We start from the raw sequence: 25,943 nt of genomic DNA on the forward strand, positions 1-25,943 counted from the left end.
ATTCTTTCAAATTGAGTAGAGTTATGTAATTTTGTAACTCAAAACTAGCAATTATATTCTAAAAAAAATAGCCATTTAAAAATAACCAACTTGAAAAAGTAGCACTATGGAAAACTCAATTATTTATACAGATTCTCATGTAGAGATTCATTTTGAAGAAGAAAAAAAATACTTACGTTGTCATTGGCGTGGAACAGTCTTGACAGAAGAAGCTTTATCTGCTTATAAAACAGGATTGAAATTTATGCGAAAAAATGATGTTTTGATGTGGATAGATGATTTTACACAAATAAATCTTCCTCCTGAAGAAACACTGATGTATATTGAACACATGTGGTATCCTGATGCAGAAGAGTATGGACTTGAAAAACACGCTTTTTTAGTGGAAAAAATGGGATTCGAAACAAGCGTTTTCGAAGATGCTGTTGTGATAGCAAATCGAAAAACAAAAATTAAAGTAAAATTCTTTACAGAGATGCAAGAGGTAGAGAAATGGTTAGATTAAAATTTGTCAAACAAAAAAATGATTCAGAAAGTTAGTAAAAACAAAATCGTTTAACTTTTAAGAATAAAAAGATAAACAATAAAATTTGACTAAACTAAAATTCATTTATTTTGAATACTTTACTTATGAGCGACAAAAAGGAGAACAAAAATCAAGAAAAAGAAGAAAACCAGTTTTTTGACGAAAAACAAAAGCAAAAATTCGAAAACTTTGTTAATCCAATTGATGCTGATAAAATAGCCGAAAACCCTGGGCTTTTGCCTTACGCTCATACAGTTGGAGGAGCTATTATAGTTCCGACTGAAAAAGGAATTATGAAAAGTAAGGCACTTGCTGCTATGGAACAACAAACCGAAATGCAGCTTGACCAAATAAAAGAACAAATAAATCTATTGGCAAAACAAGCAAATGAAATTCAGTCAAGAACTCAAATTTCATTAGAAATTTATAATGCTGATATGGGTTTTGAGCCACTTGTAAATCATACCTATTTCCTTTATGAACGCCCTAAAACAGGCGAAAAAGTTCTTTCCATGATTGCACCAGACCAATGGGGAAGAAGTTCGAAACTTACTTTTATGGCAGAAGTGCTGTTGTTAGCTGATAGAACATGGAAAGTTATTAGAGATAATAAAGAAAGTGAAGAAGAGAATGAGAATAATATTGATATTTAACAAGAGAATTTTTGGTTTGTGAACTCCAAAAACGGCAATTTTCTTTTGTATTTAATAACATTTTTTTGCAAAGACAAATAAAAAACTCTATCTTTGTGGTTCGTTTTGAAGAGCACAGCCTCCAACATTTTCCCTTATCTTGTTTTTTTTGCCGTTGTTGGCATCTCCACCAATGACAATAAAACTTGCTAATAAAATTTCGTTTTGGACTGTCTTTATTTAGAAAATTACTTTCTGATAAATGATTATGAAAATCATTCAAAGCCAAAATTATTTTTAACCCAAGCTCTTGAAATATACTTTGAGGAATTTAATTGTCTATCAAACTCTTTATTTCAAACTTATCCAATTTATTTCTAATGAGAAATCAATTCATTCAGATGGTCGAAGCTTCTAACGCAGAAGCTCGTAAAAAATTTCCTCAATTTCGTGCTGGTGATACAGTAAACGTAAAAGTTCGTATCAAAGAAGGCGATAAAGAGCGTATTCAGCAATACCAAGGCGTAGTTATTCAACGCAAAAACCCTAATACAAATGGTGAAACATTTACAGTACGTAAAGTTTCTAACGGTGTTGGTGTTGAGCGTATCTTCCCACTTCTTTCTCCAAATGTAGATGGAGTTGAAATGGTTCGTCGTGGTAAAGTACGTAGAGCAAGAATTTATTACTTACGTGGTCGTATGGGTAAAGCAGCTCGTATCAAAGAGCGTCGTGGTAACTATACTGCTTCACAGGCTTAATTTACATTTTGTAAAATTAGCTTATAGAAAAATCATTTTAAGAAACCAACTCTATCTTTTTAGTGTTGGTTTTCTTTTTTTTATGTATAACAGACTTCCAATTTGTTCAAAACCATATTCAGACAAGATGTCTGAACTACTTTTGTGATTTATGCAAAATATAACTCTTTCTCCATCCAAAAAAATTTACATTGCTTCTGATTTTCACTTAGGATATTCGAAAGATATTGAAGGCAACGATTCTTTAGAAAGAGAAAAAAAAATACTTCGTTGGTTGGAAATGGCTCGTAAAGATGCCGAACTTATTATTTTATTGGGAGATATTTTTGATTTTTGGTACGAATATAAAAAATCTGTTCCGAAAGGTTTTGTACGCTTACAAGGAAAGATAGCAGAAATTACGGATAGTGGAATTGATGTTGTATTTTTTACGGGCAATCACGACTTGTGGATGTTTGGCTATTTTGAGAAAGAATTAGGAGTAAAAGTCTATCATCAACCACAATTTGTAACTTGGAATAACAAAAAGATACATTTAGGACACGGAGATGGCTTAGGAAATGGAGATTATTCATATAAGTTTATGAAAAAGGCTTTATTTAAAAATCCTTTTTGTCGTTTCTTTTTTGAATGGCTGCACCCTAATATTGGAATCGGACTGGCTCATTTTTGGTCAGATAGTCGTAAACCATCTAAAAAACAGACTAACAAAAAGCCTAAGCAAATAGAAAAATACAATGGTAAAGAAAAAGAGTGGATTTGGGACTATTGTAATCAAATTCATCAAAAAAACCCACAAGATTATTATGTCTTTGGGCATCGTCATTTACCCCTAATGATAGAAATGAGGACAGAAAAGAGTGAAAATTTAGACAAAAAAATAATAGCCTCTATCGGAGATTCACAAACTGAACCTAGCGATAAAAGCTATTATTTTAATACAGGCGAATGGATGAACCATTTCACCTATCTAGTTTTCGAAGTTGAAAATATCAGTCAAATTGCGACTTTTAAGCGTTGCTGCTTTGAAGCAGATACAAAATGGATAGTTGATTAAATCAGCTTTCAAGTGATTTTCATCTTCGATAAAACTTAATTTATCTTTTCAATTAATGACATTTAGTAATTATGAATAGAAAATAAGTTACTAAGTAGTTAGCCGTTCAGTTATTTTTTTAACCTATCTCAAAATTACAAATCTGCATTAAGGAATTATCCGTTTGTATTTTCTGTTGTTACGCTTGCCGTACTCGGTACGTTTACTGCGCTATGCTGTATATTTTCAGCAAAAAAAGTTTTTGCTCCATCGTGGTTAAGCCATTTACTTGAAGACAAATATTTTTTGTCTTTAAAATAAATGAACAAACAAGAACCACTTTTGACATAATCTATGATTTCTTGTGCCTTGTGCATTTCTACAGCAGGACAACCAAAACTTCTTCCTAATCTACCATTACGGTTCATAGTTCTTGGGTTTACATAGTTTGCACCATGCATAACGACAGCACGATTTCTCGCTTGGTCGTTGTAACCTTTATCCATTCCATTGATAAGCATAGAAATTCCATTTTTACCAATATAAGGAGAGTCAGTTACATAAAACCCCATACTACTTTGATTAGAATGCAGTTTATTGGAAAATGAAGTAACCATATCATGTCCAGAATTTTTGCCATGAGCTACTAATTCTCTACGGACTAATTTTTGATTTTTCATATCAATAATCCACATACGCTCAAAGCGAGAAGATTTTGTAAAATCTAAGATTGTCAATATTTCTTTTTTAAGTTCTCCTTTAGTTTGTAGATTCAAATAACCTACGTAAGCTGTCTTGAAAGGGGCATACTCTAATTCTGCCTTTTTCAAGTTCAACTTTTGATACATATCTTTAATATGATTTTCAAAAGCGATAGAAGTATTCTCAATAGTTTTAAGTTCTTTTGACGGAAAAGCATCTACTTTTGATGCACTTTCTAGCATACTGTTCGTATTCGAAGCAGTAGCAAAAAATTTAGAAAAACCGAAAAAGAGAAGTACGAGTACGGCGATACTGCCGCTCAATACGATTCTTTGCATTCAGAGTTTTTTTAAATTGTAAATGAATGATTATTTATTAGTTGTTACGTCCTTTAAATTGCTCAAAAGAGAAATTACAAATTCAATAAAAACTAATGTTAAACATTACGTAAGGATATTTTTTCAGTTAAATATACAAATACCAAATCTTCTCAGATTTGATAAAACTAATTTGCATATTCTAGTTTTCTCTTATTACAATCATACAAAATAGTTATCAAGCATGATTGAAACTTTATAGAAAACTGAAAGTCTTAGGTGTAAAAGCATTTGAATAGAGACTCTACTTCTTTTATCACAAATAAGTATCGAAATCTATTTCTACAATCAAGAAATTGTGCTACTAAATTTAAATTGAATTTATGATTTTATTAAAAGCTCAAACTTTAACTTAAAACTCTTAAAAATGGGCATAAAATCAGATAAAATAAAATGCAAAATAAGATTGTAAACAACCTTTACGAATTTGAAAAAATATCAAAAAAACTGTTTCTTCCAAAACATTTCATTTTCTTAGGTTTCCCTAAAATTGAATAAACTAAAAGTATTAAACTTTATAAATCAAAATTTAAAAAATAGAAACGGTATAAATTTTTACAAAATCTTAATAAATAAGAATACTGCAAACTTATGTTGTCTCATTACTTCAGTTTTATTGAAAATGAATTTGTAAAGTTACTCTCTTTTGAGCGACGTTACACTTATATAACAGTATTTTACCAAGAATTGTTTGAATTAATTTAGATTTTTATCAGCCTATACTTGTTGAAGACTTTTAATTTCCTTCATTTCTGTTTCAAATTTTTTACTCAACTCTTTTGAAGCATTTAATAAAGGAAGCCTCACATCAGTTTTCATAACATCCATTAAAGCCAAAATTTCTTTGATTCCCACAGGATTACTTTCTACAAACAAATGTTCAAATAATGGAAAAAGCTGGTGTAAATATTCATTAGCTGTTTTGTAATCTCCTTTCAGAGCTGCACGAGTAAGATTTCCAAACTCTTTTGGATAGGCATTTGGAATAACGCCAATTACGCCATCTGCACCCAAAGAAATGAGAGGAAGTGTGAGGGCATCATCTCCAGAAAATACCATAAAATCTTTAGGCTTATTTCTCAAAATTTCGATGCATTGTGTAATGTCTCCAGAAGCCTCCTTTGTACCAATAATATTTGGATGTTGAGCCAGTTTTAGTGTGGTTTTAGCTTCAATATTTGATGCCGTTCTACTCGGAACATTATATAAAATAATTGGTTTCGGACTTGCATCAGCCATTTCCATATAATGTCTATAAATTCCTTCCTGTGTTGGCTTGTTGTAAGAAGGAGAAGCCGAAAGAAGAGCCGAAACGCCTTCTAAATTAGATTTTCCAATCAGCTCTATAAGTTGTTTTGTATCATTCCATGCTAATCCATAAACCAAAGGCAATTTTTTTGGATTATTTGCAGCAATGAAGTCAAAAATTTCTCGTTTTTCTTGGCGTGTGGTAGTAGCAGCTTCGCCAGTTGTTCCATGAACAACCCAAAACTCTACGTGGTCTTGTGTATGTACAAGTAGATTTTTGAGCGCATCAAAATCTACATTTTTATTTTCATCAAAAGGAGTAACGAGGGCAATTCCTGTTCCTCTAAATAAATTATTCATAGCTATTTGTATATAAAAATTATCGATAGATTTACCGACAACAACTTAGTTTCGAAACCCTAGGGGGTTTCAAAACCCTTAGGGTTTAAAAAAATATTCACTAATGTTTACAAAGTTAAATGATAATAGTGATTTTAAAAATAGGCTTTCTCTCAAAAAACATAAAATTTAATCATTCACACCTTTATTTTTATCTTCTCTTTCAATATATTCTGTTTCTGTGAGTGGTATTACCCATTTATATAACTTCCAACTTCTCTGCTCTTTTGTCAAATCTACATTTGGATCAATGAAGGTTTGCTTTCTTCTTCCATTCAAAGACATTTCAGATTCTACTTTTATGATTGGTTCTATATAGCCTTTTTCTTTTTTATAAATTTCTTCCAAAAAATGAGCGTATTGTAATATCATATCTGGGTCTTTTTTCATTTTGTTTGCCTGTTTGTATGACAAATACTGATTTGGATAAACCGTTTCTTGCTTATCTGATTTGGCATCACTGACTTTAAAATTTGTAATTCCTCGTTTGGTTCGTAACATCATTCTCCACGAAAAAAAATGTCCTTGTTCTGTCCAACTAGGGTCTTCTCCATACAAATATGCTCTCCAAGGAAGGAAGAATTGAATAACAAAAAATAAAATAAAGAATGAATAAACAAACTTTTGATACGATTTTGAAGTATCAGAATACTGAAAAAAATGCGTATTTGGTTTTGGTAATTTTTTATCAAAATATTTGAAAATCCACCAATTTCTAAAAACAGAAGGAGGAAAAAATAAAGCTGTCGCAGCAATAGAAAACCAAGGAAAAGTACCGATTCCGAACGTAATGGCATTAGTAGCGTGAAAAAAGATAGCCAAAATAAAGGTTACTTTTCTAGTTTTTTTCCAAAGCATCAGAGGAACGACAAGCAAATCAAAAGCAATTCCACCATAAGCCACCAAAAAAGCATGATATTTATGAGCTAATAAAACCCCTAAATAGGGAATAGGGTGGTCGGCTTTATTAGCAAGCCAAATTTGCATGGGTTGAGCATGAAGCCAATCAATATTTAGTTTTGCTAATCCTGCATAAAAATAAACAATACTGAGCTGGACAACGAAACAATAAACCGTCCAAGCAGGTACTTGAGAAGATTTAAGTTGAGGATTCTGATGAGTATCTATTGAAAAAGCTCGGTTAGCAGGAAGAAAAGCAAATACCAAAAATAAGAGACAGTATAAATATACATGGTTGATATAGAGCGTTTTTTCCATCAAAAAAATATAAGTAGCCGAAAAAAACATGGCAATACAAGCAAATCTATACTTAAACCCAAAGACAACCATCAGTCCCAAAATAAAATTTATTCCAAAATGAAGATACACCAACATTGGCTCTGACCAAGGTTTGATAAAGGGTGCAAAGGAATATGAAAAATGATAATCTCCAGTAATGAGTGTTTTTCCGTACGGCGACAATGCACCTCCACAGAGTTCGATAGTCATTAAAAGTCCTAAAACGATTCTTGCATAAATCAAAGGTGCAATATCAATAGGAGCAGTTAGTTTGTCTTTTAATTCTTGATATAGTTTCATCTACCAAAGATACAGTAGAGTTTTTTTTAGACAAAATAAAACCCTTACTATTCAAAAAATGAACGGTAAGGATTTTGAAATTTCTTATCTGCTTTTTAAGTCATTGTTATATGACTTTTCCACCACGAATAACACGAAATAAAACTGCGATAATAGCAATAACTAATAATACGTGAATGATTCCTCCTGTATAAGCACCAGTAAAGAAACTCAATGCCCAAGCAATAACAAGAACAACAGCGATGATATATAATAAATTACCCATAATAATAAAGATTAAAAAATTGAGGTTAAAAAATGGAAGATTTGGTTGTCTTCTCTGAAAATTGAATAGTATTTTGTCTTAAATATGAAATAGCAGTTAGATTGATTTTATCATCTTGACTACTTCGTCTCTAGTCTTTCCTAATTTCTGTTGAATTTTGCCCAACATTTGTTCTTCTTGACCTTCTGTATAAGTCAAATCATCATCTGTAAGTGATGCATATGATTTTTTCATGCGTCCTTTTGCTTCGTTCCACGTTCCTTTGTATTCTAGCTTGTCCATAATAAAAATTAATATTAAAAAAATGAATTATAAATTAGTTTTGAATATTTACTAATAAATAATTTTATATAGATAGTTGAGTTGTTTTTTATCGTTGTATTGTAGATTTTAGCCTTCTACTTTTCCACTTGTAGTTTTGAAAAGTCCCATTCCAGATGCAAAAAATATTAGACCAAGAATAGCAAATATCCAAGGATTTTGATTAGATAGATTTTGTCCAAAAATTCCGAATACTCCTACTACTAATCCAATGATGCCCATAAGAATAAGGAAAATGCTAATTATTGCTTTGAAGTTCATAGTTTAAAAATTTATGAGTCTGTGAGGACTAGGTAAAAAAATGGAAATCAGCAAAATAAATTTGACTAAATTTCTTAAATATCTTAATAAATGTATTTTCTTGATTTTGACAGAAATTCTTTATTTAGTAGAATATAGTTTGAGAAGGAAAATAAAAAAAATGATTGTTTCCTTATCAGAAAAAATGGCTTTTATTATAAAGCAAAACTATTTAAAGTGTCTGTCTGCTTATATATACTCTAATTGATGAAGAAAGGTTACACAAAATTGAAAATATTTTATATTTTTTTTCAGAATCATTAAAAAAGTATCTTTTATAAGGCATTTTGAGCATAAAAATGAGACAATAACTTTTTCGTTTCTTTCATAGAAATAGATAAATTCAAAAGCCACAGCAAGATGCCGACTACATACTTACAAAATGTGAGAGTCATTTTGCTTCTTGCTTAGAAGTTAGGAAAGATGTAAGTGAAAACCCTTGATTTGTTATAAGATAAAACAGGTTAAAACAAAAACTATTTTTTTATTTTTTATGCAAAGAATGTTTTTTTGCATCTATAGTATTTACTCACTAATTTAAAAAATGTCTAGATTATTCTTTGTTATTAAAGTATTCTTTGTGAGCTTATTTGCTTTTTTTATCATTAACGCAACTACATTAACATTTGAGGCTTACTTTGATGGATATAATAAAATAGGTTACCCATTTATTTTTTATCAAAGTACTGGAGGAAAATGTTTAAATTGTGATGCTGCAAATTTCTTTAAAGTCGATTATTTAATGTTTGATTTCTCCATTACTATAATTATTGTTTTACTTATATTTTTCTTATATGATAGAAAAAGCCTATCTCTTTTTCCCAAAAAATGTGTCCTTATAACCTTGTCATCTGTTTTATTAGCATTATTACAGTCTTATCTATTTCATATAGGAACAAGTTGTTACGCACATGAGATTTTTTCAGTTTATTTTTTTATAGAGTTATTTATATTTTTACTTGTTATTTTATCAGGATTTGAAAGCAAACTATCCATCCTACTTTATTTCATTGCTTTCCTCTTAGAAACCACTTATTTTTCATTGAATGACTTACTACCAATACAACCAAACCTTATTTTGATTATTGGAATACTTAGGGTTTATATTTTTTTTATTTTATTCAAAGATATAATAAGCAAAAAAACCATATAGATTTAAATAATCTATATGGCTTTTTACTTTTCATCTATTACTCATTTTATCAAGTATCTACACGAGCATAACGAGCATTTTTCTCAATAAACTCTCTACGAGGTGCAACTTCATCTCCCATCAACATAGAAAAAAGTTGGTCAGCAGCAGCAGCAGATTCTACATCTACACGTTTCATACTTCTTGTTTCTGGGTTCATAGTTGTTTCCCAAAGTTGTTCTGGGTTCATCTCTCCCAAACCTTTGTAACGCTGTATGCCCACTCCATTCATATTTCCACCACCGAGTTCTCTCATTGCTTGTTCACGTTGAGGCTCATCCCAACAATAAACCTGTTGTTTTCCTTTTTTGACTAGATACAAAGGAGGTTGAGCAATATAGACATATCCTTTTTCAATTAAATCTTTCATATAACGGAAGAAAAGTGTCAGAATAAGCGTTCTGATATGGCTTCCATCAACATCTGCATCGGTCATGATTACGATTTTGTGATAGCGAAGTTTATCAAGGTTTAGATATTTTTCACCGTTTTCATTTTCTCCAAAACGAATACCCAAAGCTGTAATAATATTTTTTATTTCTTCATTATCATAAATACGGTGTTCTTGTGCTTTTTCTACATTCAAGATTTTACCACGTAAAGGTAAGATAGCTTGTGATTGTCTATCTCTTCCTTGTTTGGCAGAGCCTCCAGCAGAATCACCCTCTACTAAATAAATTTCACATTTTTGAGGATCTTTTTCAGAACAATCAGAAAGCTTTCCTGGTAATCCTGTTCCACTAAGAGCCGTTTTACGTTGTACCATTTCACGAGCTTTTCGTGCAGCCATTCTAGCTTGTGCAGCTAAAGTAACTTTTTGAATAATGGTTTTGGCTTCTTTTGGGTTTTCTTCTAAGTAATTATAAAGTGCATCGGCTACACAAGTTTCTACTGCACCAGAAACTTCAGAGTTTCCTAGTTTTGTTTTGGTTTGTCCTTCAAATTGAGGCTCCATTACCTTTACAGAAATAACAGCCGTCATTCCTTCTCTAAAATCTCCTCCAGAAAGCTCGACTTTCTTATCTGTTAAACCATTTTTATCAGCATAACTTTTCAATGTTCTTGTCAAGGCACGATAAAAACCTGTAATATGTGTTCCTCCTTCTATCGTATTGATATTATTTACATACGAAAATACATTTTCAGCATAAGAAGTATTATAAAGAATAGCTACTTGTACAGGAACATCATTTTTATCTCCTTCTACATAGACAGGACTTGGGATAATAGCTGTACGACTCTTGTCAAGATATTCTACAAATTCACGCAGTCCACCTTCTGATAAAAATGTTTCTGTAACAAAATCTCCGTTGTCATCTTTTTCAGCAAACTCTTCTCTATGGTCAGAAAGCGTAATTTTCACACCTGCATTGAGGTAGGAGAGTTCACGCAAACGATTTGCAACTGTTTCATATTTAAAAACAGAGTGCGTAAAAATAGTTGTATCTGGATGGAAAGTAACTTCCGTGCCTGAAATATCTGTTTTACCTATCTCACGAACTGAATATTGAGGCGCACCACAAGAATATTCTTGTTCAAAGATTTTTCCGTTTCTGTGTACTTCTACTCTCAAATGGTCAGATAAGGCATTTACACATGAAACACCAACACCGTGAAGACCACCAGAAACTTTATAAGTATCTTTATCAAACTTACCTCCTGCATGAAGAACTGTCATTACGACCTCTAAAGCAGAACGATTTTCTTTTGTATGAATATCTGTTGGAATACCACGTCCATTATCTCTGACTGTGATTGTATTTCCTTCGTTTATAGTTACTGCTATTGTATCACAATGCCCAGCAAGAGCTTCATCAATAGAGTTATCTACTACTTCCCATATCAAATGGTGTAAACCTTTGACACCAACATCTCCAATATACATAGCTGGACGCTTACGAACAGCCTCTAATCCTTCAAGAACTTGAATATTATCTGCGCCATAATTCCCATTTGGGTTAGGAGAAACTGTATTTTCTATATCAGTTCCTACTATTGCACTTTCCTCTTTATTATTTTCTGCCATTTTAATTATTGCTAATTGTTTTTTTGCGTTTTTACTTTTTTGATTTAATACACTTTTATCTGTTTCTGATAAGATAGATAAGGCATATTTCATTCCAAAAATCATTGTACAAATATACATAAAAAACGTGTCTATTACAATTAAAATAGGCACTATATCAAGCAAAGTGTTATTGTTGTTTTGAGGAAACAAAAACTTTTTAAATTTTCATAATATAAGGAAAAGCTAAGCTCAGAAGCATAGAAGCAATAACGGAAGCTGTTACTAAGACAACAGTAATAAAACGAAGCTGAATCAAGATAGAATCTTTTTTATTTTGTGAGTAATAGTCTAATTTGTCAATATACTTTAAAATCACTAAATCTTTTAAATTTGTTTGCTTTGCAAAACCACTTTCTTGTCGGTAACCAATATCATAATCTACCTCTACAAAATGATAAAAAGCTTCTTTGTAGGCATCTAAAAAAGCAAGGTATTTATATTTCTGCTCTAATTTGTATTTTTTACTTTCTACTATTTCTTTGGCTAGTTTTTCAAAATTAACTTTCCATTGTTTTAGTGAAATACTGTCTAATCTATTTATAAAGTCTTTTTCGTTTCTTCGGAGCTGCAAAACCAAAATTTTATTTATATTAGGTTGCTTTTCTAGTTGTTTCACATACTCTCTCATTACTCCCTCTAAACCATAATCTTTATATCCTCTAAGCCTTATTTTACGTGCTAATTCTTTCATCATACCTGCACTAGATTTTACCTCAAGGTATAAGGAGTCCAAATTTTTAGTCATGTTCCATTTTTTAGCTTGATACGATTTTTTGATAGAATCTATTGAGTTCAATATTTCTTTCTGATTGACTACATATTCTTTTAAAAAACGACTATCACCTGTTTTATAAAATTCTTCGTTTAGAGGTTCATTTAATAAAAAATCACTTCTTAGTTTGGATAAGTTTCGAATACGAATATGAAGTTCGTGTACATTATCAGCTAAAATATTAATTGATTCGACACGCCTAAATAGCCAAAAACTGAGTGTAGCCACAGCAAAGGAGAGTAAGGTGTAGATTAAAAAAGCTATAAAAATGCGCTGACGTGGATATTTTAATTTTATCATTCTACCCTAAATATCTAATCATTTTGTGTTTTATACAAATTACGAGCGATTAAGTACGTGAAAATCACAAAGAAAAACTAAATAGTCGCTCTAAATTAAATTTTGAGAAACATGTCTTCAAGACTTATACAAGTGATAAATACCTTGATGTTCAACTTTTTATTTGACTTGGTGGACTTAACTTTGCAGCATATAAAATAAGAAACATCTCTAATTACTTATTAAAAAATGCACACACTTAAAATAAATCTGTTTTCTTTTTTATCTCCAACAAACTCTTCAAAAAAAGCAATTACTACAAAGAGTAGCATCAAAAATTCTTCAAAAAAAGAAAAATCAAAAAAAACATCTATAAAAAATAATTTACCTTCAAACTCAAAAGAAGATACTGCTATATACTACCTTCCAGTACACTTGATGTAAAGAAAAAACACGCCTACTGCATAAACTTATACAAAGACGTGTTTCAAATAATAATCTACATTCCTTGCATATTATTTTCTAAAAACCCAATTGATAGCATTTTCTTTACTTACATAAAATCTGCATTCATAAGGCATTGTTTGCTGCAGATAACTGACTACATAATCAATTCCTACTTTATGCATAGGAGCATCTGTACGTAAAATAGCTAACTTAGCAAACTCTATTTCTTGTTTTTGCATACGAGGAATCCAGTCTAGCATAAGCCACGCACGAGCAAACATACTGACATATCCTAACTCCATAGCATCAACCAATAAATCTTTAACATCATAAAGATAGATAAACTCAAGTAGTTTATTCATTACTTCTTTATACTGCTCATCAGTTATATCTCCTCTCCATTCTAAAGCTAAAATTCCGTCTTTGATAGCTTCCTTGTTTGTTTTGTCTTTTGGAATATAACTAATTCTGGCAAAAGGAACTTCAAAAAGAACTGTATTATGAAGAGGGATTTCGATATTTTTTTTATCTAGTCTTTTTTTATAGGCACTATGAGCGTCATCAAAAATTTGCTTTTTTGAAGCATACTCTTCTTTGTGTATTGTCTTAAAAGAATGAATCATTATTATAATTATTAAGGGGGAGTTTGAAGTAATATAAAACTCAAAATTGTTCAAGGGTACAGAAATTTTACACAGAAAAGACACTGTTTTTTTAAGGGAAAACTAATATCTAAACACAGATAAAACTTACTTTTTGATTTTTAAAAAATTCTTTTGAGTTATAATTTTTACTTTTGTCAAAAATAATACTGTAAAATTGACAAAATATTTTGATATTTGCTAAACGGTAGTACATTGTGATTACAATTTAAGAAAACTTTATCACTTTTTCATCTAATTTTTAGATTATTTAATGATAAATTTGAATAATTTTAATTTAATAGGTCATCTTATCGCTTTTATATTTTTTGTTTGGTAACTTTTTTAAAGTAAAAAAATCAGAAAATGAAAGAGGAAAGTCTGAGCAGCACAGAGCAACATGCTTCCTAACGGGAAGGCTATACCAAATCAAAACAAGTTGTAAGTATAGACGGAAAGTGTTACAGAAAATAACCACCTTTTTATTTGTTTTGAATAAAAATAAATGAAATGGAAAGGGTGAAAAGGTGTGGTAAGAGCGCACCGACAAAAAAGGCAACTTTTTTGGGCGAATAAACCCCATGTGCTGAAAGACCAAATAAGTCTGCGAATGTTTTTTATTCTCATTTATTTTGAGAAAAAACAAAAAAGTTGCTCGCTGGAGCAGACGGGTAGGTCGTTAAAGCTGTTTTGTGAAATTCAGCGTAGATAAATGATAGGACAAGTTTATTTTTTGTTTTGAAAACGGGAAATCAAACTGGACAGGACTCGGCTTATAGACTTATTTTTACAACTTATTTAAAGTCAGCATTCTGAATTGAGAGATTCAAAATTCTGACTTTTTTATTTTTACTCTTTCTAATTCAGTTCTGAACTGAGAAAATTTAAGGGTTCTTACCTAACCTTTTCTGAATAAATTTCATTGTTTAATCTCTGTTCTCTTGGCATTTATATCTTTTTTATAAGGTTTTGTGTATATTTCCGTTATAAAACTATAAAATTCTGAAAATCAAATTATATGAACTATTTTTTCTATACTAAAAACTATTTTGTTAGTTCAAAACTGTTTTCTACATTGTGTTTTTTACTTTTTTATTCTCTCGTTTCACTTTCTTTTGCTCAAAAGGAAAATAATATAAGTGAGAATGAAATAAGTGTGATGGAATTCGTTTTTGAAGAACAGAAATCTCCTACACTTAAAGATGACAACTTTCCAAAAGAAGCTTTAAAAATAGTATCCAACTATGAAAAAACAACAGCTTATAAATTAAAGTATGACGTAGAAATTGCACTAAATTCAAACAAAAAAGATAATTATACAATAACATTTGTTTCTAAAGAAGTAACTGGAGGAACATATCGTAACTTTTCGATAGCTGACTATCTACTCCCTGAGCAAATTAGTTTTGAAGTAACTTGGGGGAATAAAATTAAGAATGATAAAACAGACAATAAAACCATAAAAAAAGAATTTTCTAGAGTAGAATTTGATATTAATCATAAAGTAAGTGTTGATGTTTCTTTTCCGATGACTGAAGAGTTTAGTCCTATTTTGATAGAAGAAATAACCTTTCATTATGGAGAATTACAGGAAAAAGGACTTCGTTCTCGCATAAAATTAATTGATGAATATTATAATGAATCGCAGAAAATAGAAGGTTTTTTGAAAGATTTGGCTGCTATTCAAAAAGAAAACAATAATGATAATAAGACTGAATTAAAAGAAAAACTAATTCCCATAGAAAATGCCATTAACAAACTAGATGCATACGCAAGTGAACTCATTACAGATGAAGAAGACCCTGTAAAACTTCGTCAGCAACTTAGTAATCTAAAAACTTCTTACACACAAACTCGTTCAGTGCTTTTTGCTTCTACGGCTCAATCAAAAAAAGAATGTCAAGAAGAGTATCAACAAGCAAAACAATATTTGGATGATGGAAAAGCAAACTCAGCACAACTAACTTTTACGGCTGTATTAGCAAAATGCCCTACTCATATTCCATCACTTATTCGTAGAGCACAATTATTTTATCAAGAAGGAAACTTCGATAATGCTCGTCAAGACCTTTCACATGTTCCGAAAGGCGAGGAACTAAAACCTGCTTTAGCAACCGAGAGTGATTTGCAAACAGCTATTGAAAGCGTTTATTTTGATTTATTTGCATTTTTTATACGCAAAGGGGATTATGCTTCCAAAAACTTAGAGTTTGATGAAGCTTTTGGCTTCTTTTCTCAAGCAGAAGAAATTTGCAAACAAAACCCATTTTTACCAAACTGTACAGACCAACTTGCACCACGCCTTGAAAATGCAAAAAAAGACCAGTTAGAATATTTAGATGCACAAATCAGAAACTCCTTATACGAAAATAATTTATCAGAAGCTGTTGGTTTTGTCATTAAGTCAAAAAATATAGTAGGAAAGCAAGAACTGAAAGGCGAACTAAAAAACCATACTGAGTTACTTACTCAAAAATTAGAAAAACGAACAAATGATGCCATCATTATACAAAATTGGGAGGAAGCATTAGAGGCTCTTGAGCTAAATGTAGGACTCAAAACAGGTCTTACTTATAACGATTCTAGTTTGTTTTGGAAAGAAGTCGGACAGAAAATTGAACAACAAGATCAAAAAGAAAATAAAAAAGATTTATTGATTTATGCAACAGCTCGTTACTCCCAACTCAATTTGCCTTTGACCAATTCTCTTTTAAAACGTCTTACTAAAACTGATATTTCTAAAAATGAATGGCAACAACTTGGTCAAGATATTGGAAAAAAAGATTACTATCTTCAACCGTCTGCCAATCCAGAAGAAATTATTACAAGATACGTTTTACTAGACCCTGCACTTAATAAAAATTTTCAGAAAGGGTATTTTCAAGTATGGAAAGAGTTAGAAAAAGAGTAGAATTATGTAAATTAGACACTAGTTGTTGGTGTCGCTACACTAAAACAACAGCAAGGATTGGTTTTGCTTTATTTGCATATAGGTCAGCCTCGTAGAGCAGACCATTTGTAGTGAAGTGATATTTCAAGTGTTTTTAGTTTTCGGTAGACGGTCTGCCCTATTTAAAATAAATCGTACATAAAAATTAAATTTCTATATACGCTTGGGAACATATGGGGGTAATTTTATTACTCTTAAACAACTTCGGTATTAGAATTAAGACTTATCCTAAGTTTTCAATAAAATCAATGATTTCTTTTTTGTAGTTTGGCTTCGAAACATCAAACCAAGTATATTCTTTGTCTTTACGAAACCATGTTAATTGTCTTTTAGCAAATCGTCTTGTATTTTGTTGAATAGTAGAAATGGCTGTCTCTAAACTTATTTCGTTTTCGCTTTTTTTATCATTATCATTTTTGAGATTACTATTGAGGTACGCAAAAATCTCCTGATAACCTACCGTTTTTAATGGAGAAAGATGAGCATATTCTTTCAATGACTTTACTTCTTCTACCAATCCATTTTCAATCATTATCAGAACCCGTTTGTTTATGCGTTCATATAACTTTTCTCTAGGTCGGTCTAGCATAATCTTTACGGTTTCAAAACCTAGTTTTAGCTTTCTTTCTTGTCTTGATTTTTCTTGATTTTTCTGATTTTGTTTTCTAAACTCTGAATACTTTTTTCCCGTACTTCTAATTATTTCTAATGCTCTAATTACTCTTTGTGGATTATTTAAGTCTGCTTCTGCTGCATATTCTGCATCTTTTTTCTTTAACTCTGAAACTAAATTTTCTAGTCCGTTTTGCTCTAATTCTTGATTTAATTCTTCTCTAAAATTAGTATCAATAGTTGGCATTTCATCAAACCCATCACAAATAGCTTGAATAAAAAGCCCAGAACCTCCTGTCAGTATGAGCATATCATTTTTTCTATCTCTAGCTTCGAACAAATCATTGATAAGAGATAAAGCCTCTTTCTCGAACTGTCCTGCTGACAAAGGATTTTGAATAGAATGAGAATCAATAAAATGATGTTTGATTTTTTTGGTAGAGCCTGTTTTTGAAGTAAAAATCATTTCATTAGGTGTAGGCTTTGCAGTTCCGATACTCATTTCTTTATAAAACTGTCTTGAATCAGCTGATATAACCTCTGTATCGAAATAAGCTGCTAGTTCTGTACATAAAGCTGTCTTTCCTACGGCTGTCGCTCCTGCTATTACAATTATTTTTTTCAAATTAATTTATATTTTCTAAAGTTTATTCAAAATTCTTGTGTCTTTACTATTAAATAATACCTTAATTATTTCTATTTTCTCCACTCTTGTCCAAATCAGCAGAAATAAATAATTTTTCTAACTGCTCTTTAGTTTTGGGTTCAAAACTAGGCAATATTACCATAAAAGCAGAACCTTTTCCGAGCTGACTAGCAAATTTGAGTTCTCCTCCTAGCTTCTCAACAGCCTGACGAACAATGTAGAGTCCCAAACCATTTCCATCAGAAGTTTCATTTCCACGATAAAACATATCAAAAATTCGCTCTTGATAGGCTTTATCTATTCCAACACCGTTATCTGTAATTTTTAGTATAAATTTTTTATCTTCTCTCAAAGCAGTTTCTACTACTATGACTGACCTTTTTTTAGTTTTATCTACAAATTTGATAGCATTTGAAAGTAAGTTTCTCAAGATTACATTTAGCCTTAAATTATCAGTATAGATAACTCCATTATGGTTTGATTTAATTTTAAACTTTATTTCACTTGCGTAAGGTAGAAAATCTAAATCAGCAATATTTTTATGAATTAAATATTCTATTCGTAAAGGCTGGTAGTTTGTTTCTAAGTTATTTGTTTGAGAATAATTGATGATAGATTGTACGAACTCATCTAGTTTATGGATTCTACCTCTAATCTTTTGAATATGAGAAAGGGAATGTTCTTTATCAATTTCGGCAATATTCAATAGCCCTAAAATTGATGTTAGAGGAGAACGCAAATCATGTGAAGCTTTATAAACAAACTGGTCTAGTTCATAATTACTTACTTTTAACTCTTCCAAAGTTTGACGTAACATTTCTTCTGCTTCTACTTGATCAGAAATATTTTCAATAAACATTACAATAAAGGCTGGTTTTTTATCATCATCTTTTACTACTGAAAGTGATAAATTGAGCCAAATAGTATCTCCATTTTTATGAATATAACGAGTACGCATCGAATACCCCTCACTTTTTTCATTCAGAACACGACGAAGTTGCATAATATCTCTAGGCAAATCTTTTGGATGTGTTATTTCTCTTAATTTTCTGATGCTTAGTTCGTCTTGAGAATAGCCAGTCATTTTACAAAAATGAACATTGAAAGCTGCCCAAGATAAATCTATTCCAATATGAGCAATTCCAATCCCTGCTTGTTCGAAAGTAGAGCGAAATTTAAGCTCACTTTCTTTTAATAGTTGTTCTGTAATTTTTCGTTCACTAATATCTCTTACAATAGCTACAAAACGATTCTCTCCGTCGTCTAAATCTACATATTGCAATAAGAGTGCAACAGGAAATTTGCCTCCACTTTTATGTAAAAAATTAGTATCTAAGTTTATTTGATGATTTGTATTATTTACCACATACGAAGTAAGTTGTTTAAAATCTTGAGGACTAATATCACTTATTAGGTCGATGAGTTTCATCGTACGCAGTTCTCCAAAAGAATATCCAACAGCTTCGGTAGCTCCTTTATTGGCATAAATAAATAAGTGTGTATTGGCATCAAACATAAAAACACTATCTTTAGTAACATCCAGCGTACGCTTGAACTGTGCTAAAGAACGCATAATTTGTGCTTTTTCTTCCTCAAATACTCTTCGCTCACTCATATCTCTAATCACATAAAGATAGCCAATAATTTTTTTATTTGAATCATAAACAGGTGTAGAAATAGTTTCTGAATAGGCTAAACCTCCATTTTTACACTTCAAAGCAATTTCAAAAACAGATGTTTTTTCCATTATATCAAAATGGTCGGAGATTAGAGAAAAACTATTTTCCTCAAATAAACTGGAGAATAATTTCCCTATAAATTCTTCTTCCTCATATCCTAAAAGTTTTTTTATAGCAGGATTTACCCATTCTATTTCTAAATTGGGAGATGTAAAAATTACTCCATCAGGAAGAGAGTCCAAAATGAACTGCAACATTCTTTTAGTGCTATCCAGTTCTTGGTTAGACAATATACGTTGTGTAATCTCAGTATCTACTCCTTCTATTCGTATTGGATTTTTGTTTTTATCTACCGTTACTTTTACGTCTGTCTGAATCCATTTTATATTTCCTTTTGTATCTACTATACGGTATTCATACGAAATACTTTGCCCTTCTCTCGCCTTCCGACGGGCTTCTTCTACTAGCTTTCTATCTTCTGTATGAACTCTTTTGAGCCAAGCATTTGGATTATTTTTAAGTTCAGATTGTGAAATATCATAAATTTTTTCTACTGCAGCCGATATGGTAAGTAAGTTATCTTTTTTGACATCATACGACCAAAATACATTATCTAATGATTGAAAAATACCTTCTAATAATTCTTTTGTATTTCTTAAATCCTTTTCGATACTTTTTTCTTCAGTAATGTCTTTTGAAGAAAGAATAAAAAATTGCTCTTCACGACGGTTATAAAAATCGTTGATATATAGTTCAATATCAATTAGTGAATTATCTTTTCTTTTGAGCTTCCAAAATCGTTTTGTAGTAGTATTCCCCCTACGAGCTTGTTTTATAGTGTGGATAGCATCTTCTAGTTCAGAATCAGGCATAATTATAGAATATACTTTCCCAATTAATTCTTCTGGCTCATATCCTGTCATGAGTGCATACTGCTTATTAACATTTATAAAATAGCCCCACTCACTAATAACAGCTAGTCCAATTTTGGCAGCTTGAAAAATTGATTCTCCAAAATTTTGGCTTTCACGTAATTTATTTTGAGCTTCTTTTATTTTTTTGAGATTTCTAACTAAAGCAATATAGACCGTTTTGCCTTTTTCAAAATGAGTTTCACTCAAAGAAACACTTAAGGGAAAATCAGTTTGGTCTTTATGTTTTGCAATCAACTCTATATTATGAATAACCTTTAAATCAGATGAAGACTGTGCTATTAGCTGTGCAAAAGTTTTAGGTATGGGTTGTTTAGATAAAAGTCCTTCTATAGACTTTCCAAGTAATTCTTCTTCTTTATACCCAAAAATAATTTCAGCAGCAGGATTGACTAAAGATATAATTCCTTTTTCATTGATAATAAAAATACCATCAGGTACAGTTGCTAAAATGCTATTTAGCTGTTGAGTCTGTATTTCATTTGTCTCTCTAAATGTTTCTATTGGATTTGAGACAAGACTATTAGAGATATGATTGATGGCTATATAGATATGATTTTCTCTCGTAAAAAGAGATGAAATAGTATATTCTTCTCGGCTGTTAATATTTTCATTACGCTTTATAAAACTATAAGATTCAACTACTTTTATATTCTTTTGAGTTTGTGTTTGTTCAAGCTGATTTATTAGTTTGGTAATTAATTCTTTAGTCAGTATTGTACTCTGAACTTCAAATATTCTTTCTATTTCCTTTATAAACCTTCTACCAACAAGCTCTTCTTTTTCTTTTTGAATGAGTTTTTCCATAGAAGAGTTGGTGTGCAAGATACAGTTATGTATATCAAGCACACAGAGGGCTTCTGTGGATAATTCAAAAAAAGGATTTCTGTAAGGCATTGGTGACTAACTTTACGAATAATTAAAATTAAGTTATCCAAATTTGTCTTTAATTTATGAAAAAAAATGCACTTAGGGAAAATTACTAATTAAAAATTATGGATTACGAAATGAATATTCAGCATAGCTAATTTAAACATCTAACTATCAACCAATTACAAAAACAAAAGTATAAATTTATTTAATTTCAACTTCGCTCATCACTTTCACTTAGTTTTTAATGGATTTTAACCAAACTTAGCATCTAAATGTTAGGGTCAATTTTAGCTCCTATAACAAGTACATCATCAATTTGTGGATATTCATTTCTCCAGTCTTCAAATGTCTTTTTTAAGATTTGGTGTTGTTTTTCCATAGGACGTTGATGAATTTCTAACAACAGTTTTTTGAGTTTGCCTTTCATAAACTTTCTATTTTTCTCTCCTCCAAATTGGTCTTGATAACCATCAGAAAAAGTGTATAAGACAGTTGGAGAATCAATTTTGATAGAATGATTTGTATATTTTATACCTTCTTTATCATAATAGTTTCCACCTATTGAAAGTTTATCAGCTTTTACTTCATATAACTCTCCATTCTTGATATAAATCAATGGATTTTTTGCTCCAGCAAACTCCACCGTACGAGATGTTTGATTCCACGTCCAAATATTCATATCCATTCCATCACGATTATCTGTTTCTCTTTGTTTTAAGATATTACTGATTTCTTCATTGAGAAGGTTAAGAATAAGACTAGGTTGTGTAATGGAGTAATCTTCAACCATTTTATTTATCAAATCATTTCCTATCAAGGACATAAAAGCTCCTGGAACACCATGTCCCGTACAATCTACGGTAGCCACAATTACTTTTTCGCTTTGCTTTTCTATCCAATAAAAATCTCCCGAGACTATATCTCTAGGCAAGAAAAGAACAAAAGATTCGGGAAGGAGTTCTTCTACTTGCTCTGGAGTAGGAAGCATTGCTACTTGAATACGCTTTGCATAATTGATACTAGAAATAATATTATTATTCTGTTTTTCGATAATAAGATTTCGCTCATCAACTACCTGTTGCTGGGTCAATAACTCTTCGTTCGTTGAGCGAAGTTCGGCAGTGCGTAATTTTACCGTTTTTTCTAGCTCTTCGGCTTTCATTTTGATTCTTTTTGTTCTTGCAGCGACTATCCCCCAAATACTTCCACCTACTAAAAGAATTACCAAACCAATAAACCAAGGTGTTTCATAAATATGTGGTTTTACAACTACTTTTATACTTGCACCTTCGTTATTCCAAACACCATCATTATTAGCAGCAATAACTTGAAAGGTATATTTCCCATTTGGAAGGTTAGTATAAATCGCCTCTCTCTTATTATTTTTTGCTACCACCCAATCTTTATCAAAACCCTCTAATTTGTACTTAAACTTTACCTTTTCGGGCGCACGAAAACTAAGAGCTGTAAAATCAATGATTATACGCTGTTGTTCTGGTTTTACGATTACCTTTAAAGGTTCTAAAAGTGTTTCATCATCCAAAAGTACCTTTTGAACATAAACAGGTGGGCGACGAGAATTTATAGGTAAAAAATTGGGATTGATATGTAAAGCTCCATTATTTGTAGGAATCCAAATTATTCCTTCGGGAGAAAATAAAGATTGAGTTGCTCCTTTACATTGTTCGGAGCGCATTCCATCATTTTTGTCGTATTGTGTCCAATCTAAAATTATGTTTTCGCCTTCAGCTAAAGAATTAAGATCATTTTTTTTGATACGCAAGACACCTCTATTTGAAGAAAACCAAAGATAACCTTTATCATCTTCTACAATATCAAAAATAGTTTCATTCGGCAAACCATTTGAACCATCAAAAACAAATGCTTCTTTGTTTTTCCAGCGCACCAAACCAGCATTAGTAGCAAGCCAAACTACATTTTGTTTATCACAATGAACATTAAAAATAAGGTTGGTAGGTAATCCATTCTCAACAGTAAATAAATCAAATTTATTTCCATTTTCAACAGCTAACCCTCCATTATTTGTTCCTACCAAAAGGTTTCCATTATTATCTTCTGTTATAGACATCACAAAATCAGCCGTAAATCCTCTTTCCAAACCAACTTTATCAAAAATATCTGTGCCTGTTTTTTTGTCTTTTTTATATTCTACTAATCCTTCTCCTCTTGTTCCTACCCAAAAACGACCTTTTGTATCCTCATAGGTCAAGCGAAGTACATTAGTTGGTAGTCCATCCTTAGTAGTAAATAATTTTTCATTTCCGTTAATTTCTTTTTTCAGTAATCCATCATAAGTAACAATCCAAACTGTTGCTTCGCTATCCTGACGAATATTAAAAATTTCATTTCCATTAAGATTTGTTTTTAATGGATAATCGAAGACTTTATTTTGCTTAGAGTTTATTCGGTGAATAGTTCCATTACTTGTCCCTACCAAAACATCTGTTTTATTATATGCTCCTATCGAATTAACAGCAGGATGAGCAAGTCCTTCACGAACAGTATAATTTATAAATTTTCCATCACGCAGACGACAAAGTCCGTGTCTAGCTGTCGGAATCCATAAATCTTCTTCTTGGTCTAACCAAATTGAACGCACATCATCAAATGCTTCATCTGTTTCGGTGGTTAGGAGTTCTATTTCTTTTGACAAAACATTATGACGATAAATATTATTACGAGTAACAATCCAAAAATTACCTGCTGGATCAAATCTCATATCGTGGATTCGTTCTTCAGCTAATTCTGGAAATTTTCTAACAAACTTTTCGTTTTCATACTTCAAAACTCCATCATATGTTCCTGCCCAAATTGTTTTTTTCTTATCTAAATATAATTTTAATGTACGAGCATTTTCTACTTCAGATTCTACCTTTAAAAGTCTATTATTCTCTAAGGTCAAAACGCCTTGCTTTCTTGTTGCTAACCAAAACTTACCTCTAGGGTATTCTAAAATATCATAAATAGACTCAGAAGATAACTCTTTTGAGAGAATAGGCGAAAATTTTTGTTTCTTTATGTCATAAATAAATAAGCCACTAGAGCGAGTTCCTATATACGCCGAATCACTATTATCTAAAACATGGATAGCTTCAATATATTCACTCTCTAATCCGTGCGATTTGAATACTCCATTTTTATAACTAATCAATCCACTTCCTTGTGTTCCTATCCAAAGTGTGCTGTCCTTACTTTCTGACAGACGAGTAACGTTGTTTGTCTTTAAAACATCTGTTGTATTTTTGGTATATAAATCAAATGTGTTTCCATCGAAACGTAAAAGCCCATCATAACTCCCAATCCATAAATAGCTATCTTTGGTTTGAATGAGTTGTAGAAGCGTTCCTGAAGGCAGTCCTTTTTCGCTATCCCAAACATCTATTAAAAATTGAGAAAGCTGTTTTTTGGGGTCAAAAGGGACATGTTTGTTTTGTTTTTGTGCATTGAGGACAAGTGAGACACAAAAAAACAGGAGTAAAAAAAATCCTTTCAATAAAAATTTATTAAAAATAAAACTATGTTTTAATTTCTCTTGTAATTTTTTCACAGGGAAAGTAGTCTAAAGGAAGTATAATTTTGAGCATAAATATGAATATAATCATTACAAAAATAACATTTTTTTTGGCTTATCAAGAATTTATTTTGATTAAATTGTATAGATAGATACGTCAGCCTTGTAGAGCAGACCGTTTGTAGTCAATAGATTTAGTTTTTAATAGACAGTCTGCCCTTTAGGACTGACCTATTTAGTAAAATACCTAGTAGTATGCTTTTTTATTTTAATTTGTGTAGCTTGTTTTATCAAAAAACCAAAAGCAGTATGATAATTGATTTTTAGATAACATTATTCTCTGCTCATTTTCTAATTACTCTATAAAAAAATCGTATGAAAAATCAGTATTCTTCAAAATTATATCTAATTGGATATTTATTCCTTTTTTTTGGCATTACACATATTACTTTTGCTCAATCTAAAAAGCAATCATTTTATAAAGATGGTTCATTAAAAGCAGAGGGAAAAGAAATAAAAGGGAATAAAGAAGGCTATTGGTTTTTATATTATCCAGATGGAACTACGATGGCTTTTGAGAAATACCAATATAACAAGCTCAATGGGACTTCGAAGTATTATTCGCCAAATGGAAAACTAGAACGTAAAGAAATTTGGATAAATGGAATGTTGCAAGATTCAGCTTTTTTTTATTATCCTAATGGACAACTAAAGCGAACAGGTATTTATCGTGATGGAGCTTATGAAGGACTGTGGTTATCTTATTATGAAGATGGAACACTTGCAAGAAGAGTATTTTACACAAAAGGACAATTAGACGGACTGGTAGAAGAGTATTTTACAGATGGAAGTCTGATACAATCAGGAACATACAAGGACGGAAAAAAGCAAGGCTCTTGGACGTATTACGACGAAAATGCAATTGTGATAAGTAGAGGAGTTTATAAAGAAGGTAAAAAAAGTGGGTATTGGATTCATTACGATGAGCAAGGAAAACCAAAATATGAAGGAAAATACGAAAAAGGAAAAGTAACTGGAGACTGGTTTTATTACAAAAAAGGAAAACGAAAAACAATCAAAAAGAAAAAACTACCTATTGAAGATCTAGAGTATGAGGAGGAAACTGGGAGCTAGAAATTGGATATTAGGACATGGGAACTGGGAACTGGGAACTGGAAATTTGTATTTATCCTAACTCCCAATTCCTACTTTCC

At 31.1% G+C, this 25,943-nt stretch carries 20 protein-coding genes and 1 other RNA gene; 9 read left to right on the forward strand and 12 right to left on the reverse strand.

Features of this window, described 5'->3' with window-relative positions:
• Positions 1 to 106: 106 nt before the first annotated feature.
• The 4 genes from WAF17_RS05750 to WAF17_RS05765 all read left to right on the forward strand — a co-directional run bounded on the left by WAF17_RS05750 (position 107) and on the right by WAF17_RS05765 (position 2,976).
• A complete protein-coding gene (locus tag WAF17_RS05750; protein WP_338767409.1) occupies positions 107 to 505 on the forward strand; it encodes a hypothetical protein in 399 nt (132 codons plus the stop codon).
• A 110-nt stretch (positions 506 to 615) separates the two neighbouring features.
• Entirely contained in the window at positions 616 to 1,179 is a 564-nt protein-coding gene (locus tag WAF17_RS05755) for a DUF2452 domain-containing protein (RefSeq protein ID WP_338767412.1), read from the forward strand.
• A 359-nt stretch (positions 1,180 to 1,538) separates the two neighbouring features.
• Positions 1,539 to 1,919: a 50S ribosomal protein L19 gene (gene rplS / locus WAF17_RS05760; protein WP_338767415.1), complete on the forward strand. Its 381-nt coding sequence runs from the start codon at positions 1,539 to 1,541 to the stop codon at positions 1,917 to 1,919.
• A 151-nt stretch (positions 1,920 to 2,070) separates the two neighbouring features.
• Positions 2,071 to 2,976 carry a UDP-2,3-diacylglucosamine diphosphatase gene (locus tag WAF17_RS05765; RefSeq protein WP_338767418.1) on the forward strand — a complete coding sequence of 302 codons (906 nt, stop codon included), beginning with the start codon at positions 2,071 to 2,073 and terminating at the stop codon, positions 2,974 to 2,976.
• A gap of 155 nt (positions 2,977 to 3,131) precedes the next feature.
• Here WAF17_RS05765 and WAF17_RS05770 read toward each other — a convergent pair whose 3' ends face one another.
• The 6 genes from WAF17_RS05770 to WAF17_RS05795 all read right to left on the reverse strand — a co-directional run bounded on the left by WAF17_RS05770 (position 3,132) and on the right by WAF17_RS05795 (position 8,067).
• Positions 3,132 to 3,995, reverse strand: a complete 864-nt coding sequence (locus WAF17_RS05770) for a murein L,D-transpeptidase catalytic domain family protein (protein WP_338767420.1) — start codon at positions 3,993 to 3,995, stop codon at positions 3,132 to 3,134.
• Between the two features lie 756 nt (positions 3,996 to 4,751).
• On the reverse strand, positions 4,752 to 5,642 hold the full coding sequence (dapA, locus tag WAF17_RS05775) for a 4-hydroxy-tetrahydrodipicolinate synthase (RefSeq protein WP_338767422.1): 891 nt from the start codon (positions 5,640 to 5,642) through the stop codon (positions 4,752 to 4,754).
• A 168-nt stretch (positions 5,643 to 5,810) separates the two neighbouring features.
• On the reverse strand, positions 5,811 to 7,220 hold the full coding sequence (locus WAF17_RS05780) for an HTTM domain-containing protein (RefSeq protein WP_338767424.1): 1,410 nt from the start codon (positions 7,218 to 7,220) through the stop codon (positions 5,811 to 5,813).
• Between the two features lie 106 nt (positions 7,221 to 7,326).
• Positions 7,327 to 7,485 (reverse strand): lmo0937 family membrane protein, encoded by a 159-nt coding sequence (locus tag WAF17_RS05785; protein ID WP_338767426.1) that lies wholly within the window; start codon positions 7,483 to 7,485, stop codon positions 7,327 to 7,329.
• A 96-nt stretch (positions 7,486 to 7,581) separates the two neighbouring features.
• A complete protein-coding gene (locus WAF17_RS05790; RefSeq protein ID WP_338767428.1) occupies positions 7,582 to 7,767 on the reverse strand; it encodes a CsbD family protein in 186 nt (61 codons plus the stop codon).
• 108 nt (positions 7,768 to 7,875) lie between these two features.
• Positions 7,876 to 8,067, reverse strand: coding sequence for a hypothetical protein (locus WAF17_RS05795; protein ID WP_338767430.1), 192 nt, complete (start codon positions 8,065 to 8,067; stop codon positions 7,876 to 7,878).
• A 583-nt stretch (positions 8,068 to 8,650) separates the two neighbouring features.
• Here WAF17_RS05795 and WAF17_RS05800 point away from each other — a divergent pair.
• On the forward strand, positions 8,651 to 9,259 hold the full coding sequence (locus WAF17_RS05800) for a hypothetical protein (protein WP_338767433.1): 609 nt from the start codon (positions 8,651 to 8,653) through the stop codon (positions 9,257 to 9,259).
• Positions 9,260 to 9,308: 49 nt separating this feature from the next.
• On the opposite strand, the gene gyrB is transcribed toward WAF17_RS05800, so the two are convergent.
• Together gyrB and WAF17_RS05810 are read right to left on the reverse strand one after the other, a co-directional pair.
• Entirely contained in the window at positions 9,309 to 11,324 is a 2,016-nt protein-coding gene (gene gyrB, locus WAF17_RS05805) for a DNA topoisomerase (ATP-hydrolyzing) subunit B (protein ID WP_338770150.1), read from the reverse strand.
• A gap of 199 nt (positions 11,325 to 11,523) precedes the next feature.
• Positions 11,524 to 12,438 (reverse strand): hypothetical protein, encoded by a 915-nt coding sequence (locus tag WAF17_RS05810; protein ID WP_338767436.1) that lies wholly within the window; start codon positions 12,436 to 12,438, stop codon positions 11,524 to 11,526.
• A gap of 228 nt (positions 12,439 to 12,666) precedes the next feature.
• Between WAF17_RS05810 and WAF17_RS05815 the strand changes: the two genes are divergently transcribed.
• Complete coding sequence (locus WAF17_RS05815; protein WP_338767439.1) at positions 12,667 to 12,861, forward strand: hypothetical protein; 195 nt, start codon at positions 12,667 to 12,669, stop codon at positions 12,859 to 12,861.
• 71 nt (positions 12,862 to 12,932) lie between these two features.
• Here the strand turns inward: WAF17_RS05815 and WAF17_RS05820 are convergent, their stop codons facing one another.
• A complete protein-coding gene (locus WAF17_RS05820; RefSeq protein ID WP_338767441.1) occupies positions 12,933 to 13,487 on the reverse strand; it encodes an STAS/SEC14 domain-containing protein in 555 nt (184 codons plus the stop codon).
• A gap of 316 nt (positions 13,488 to 13,803) precedes the next feature.
• On the opposite strand from WAF17_RS05820, the gene rnpB reads away from it, so the two are divergent.
• Both rnpB and WAF17_RS05830 read left to right on the forward strand, forming a co-directional pair.
• An RNA gene (gene rnpB, locus WAF17_RS05825) (RNase P RNA component class A) lies at positions 13,804 to 14,297 on the forward strand.
• A gap of 226 nt (positions 14,298 to 14,523) precedes the next feature.
• Positions 14,524 to 16,416, forward strand: coding sequence for a hypothetical protein (locus WAF17_RS05830; RefSeq protein WP_338767443.1), 1,893 nt, complete (start codon positions 14,524 to 14,526; stop codon positions 16,414 to 16,416).
• A 262-nt stretch (positions 16,417 to 16,678) separates the two neighbouring features.
• On the opposite strand, the gene miaA is transcribed toward WAF17_RS05830, so the two are convergent.
• From miaA to WAF17_RS05845, 3 genes are all read right to left on the reverse strand, one after another.
• Complete coding sequence (miaA, locus tag WAF17_RS05835) at positions 16,679 to 17,692, reverse strand: tRNA (adenosine(37)-N6)-dimethylallyltransferase MiaA (RefSeq protein ID WP_338767445.1); 1,014 nt, start codon at positions 17,690 to 17,692, stop codon at positions 16,679 to 16,681.
• A gap of 61 nt (positions 17,693 to 17,753) precedes the next feature.
• Entirely contained in the window at positions 17,754 to 21,221 is a 3,468-nt protein-coding gene (locus WAF17_RS05840) for a PAS domain S-box protein (RefSeq protein WP_338767448.1), read from the reverse strand.
• Between the two features lie 244 nt (positions 21,222 to 21,465).
• Entirely contained in the window at positions 21,466 to 24,765 is a 3,300-nt protein-coding gene (locus WAF17_RS05845) for a two-component regulator propeller domain-containing protein (protein WP_338767451.1), read from the reverse strand.
• A 339-nt stretch (positions 24,766 to 25,104) separates the two neighbouring features.
• Here WAF17_RS05845 and WAF17_RS05850 point away from each other — a divergent pair, with 339 nt between their 5' ends.
• Positions 25,105 to 25,863 (forward strand): toxin-antitoxin system YwqK family antitoxin, encoded by a 759-nt coding sequence (locus tag WAF17_RS05850; RefSeq protein ID WP_338767454.1) that lies wholly within the window; start codon positions 25,105 to 25,107, stop codon positions 25,861 to 25,863.
• The last annotated feature ends 80 nt before the right edge of the window (positions 25,864 to 25,943 follow it).

The sequence above is a fragment of the Bernardetia sp. ABR2-2B genome (assembly GCF_037126435.1).
Lineage (GTDB): Bacteria > Bacteroidota > Bacteroidia > Cytophagales > Bernardetiaceae > Bernardetia.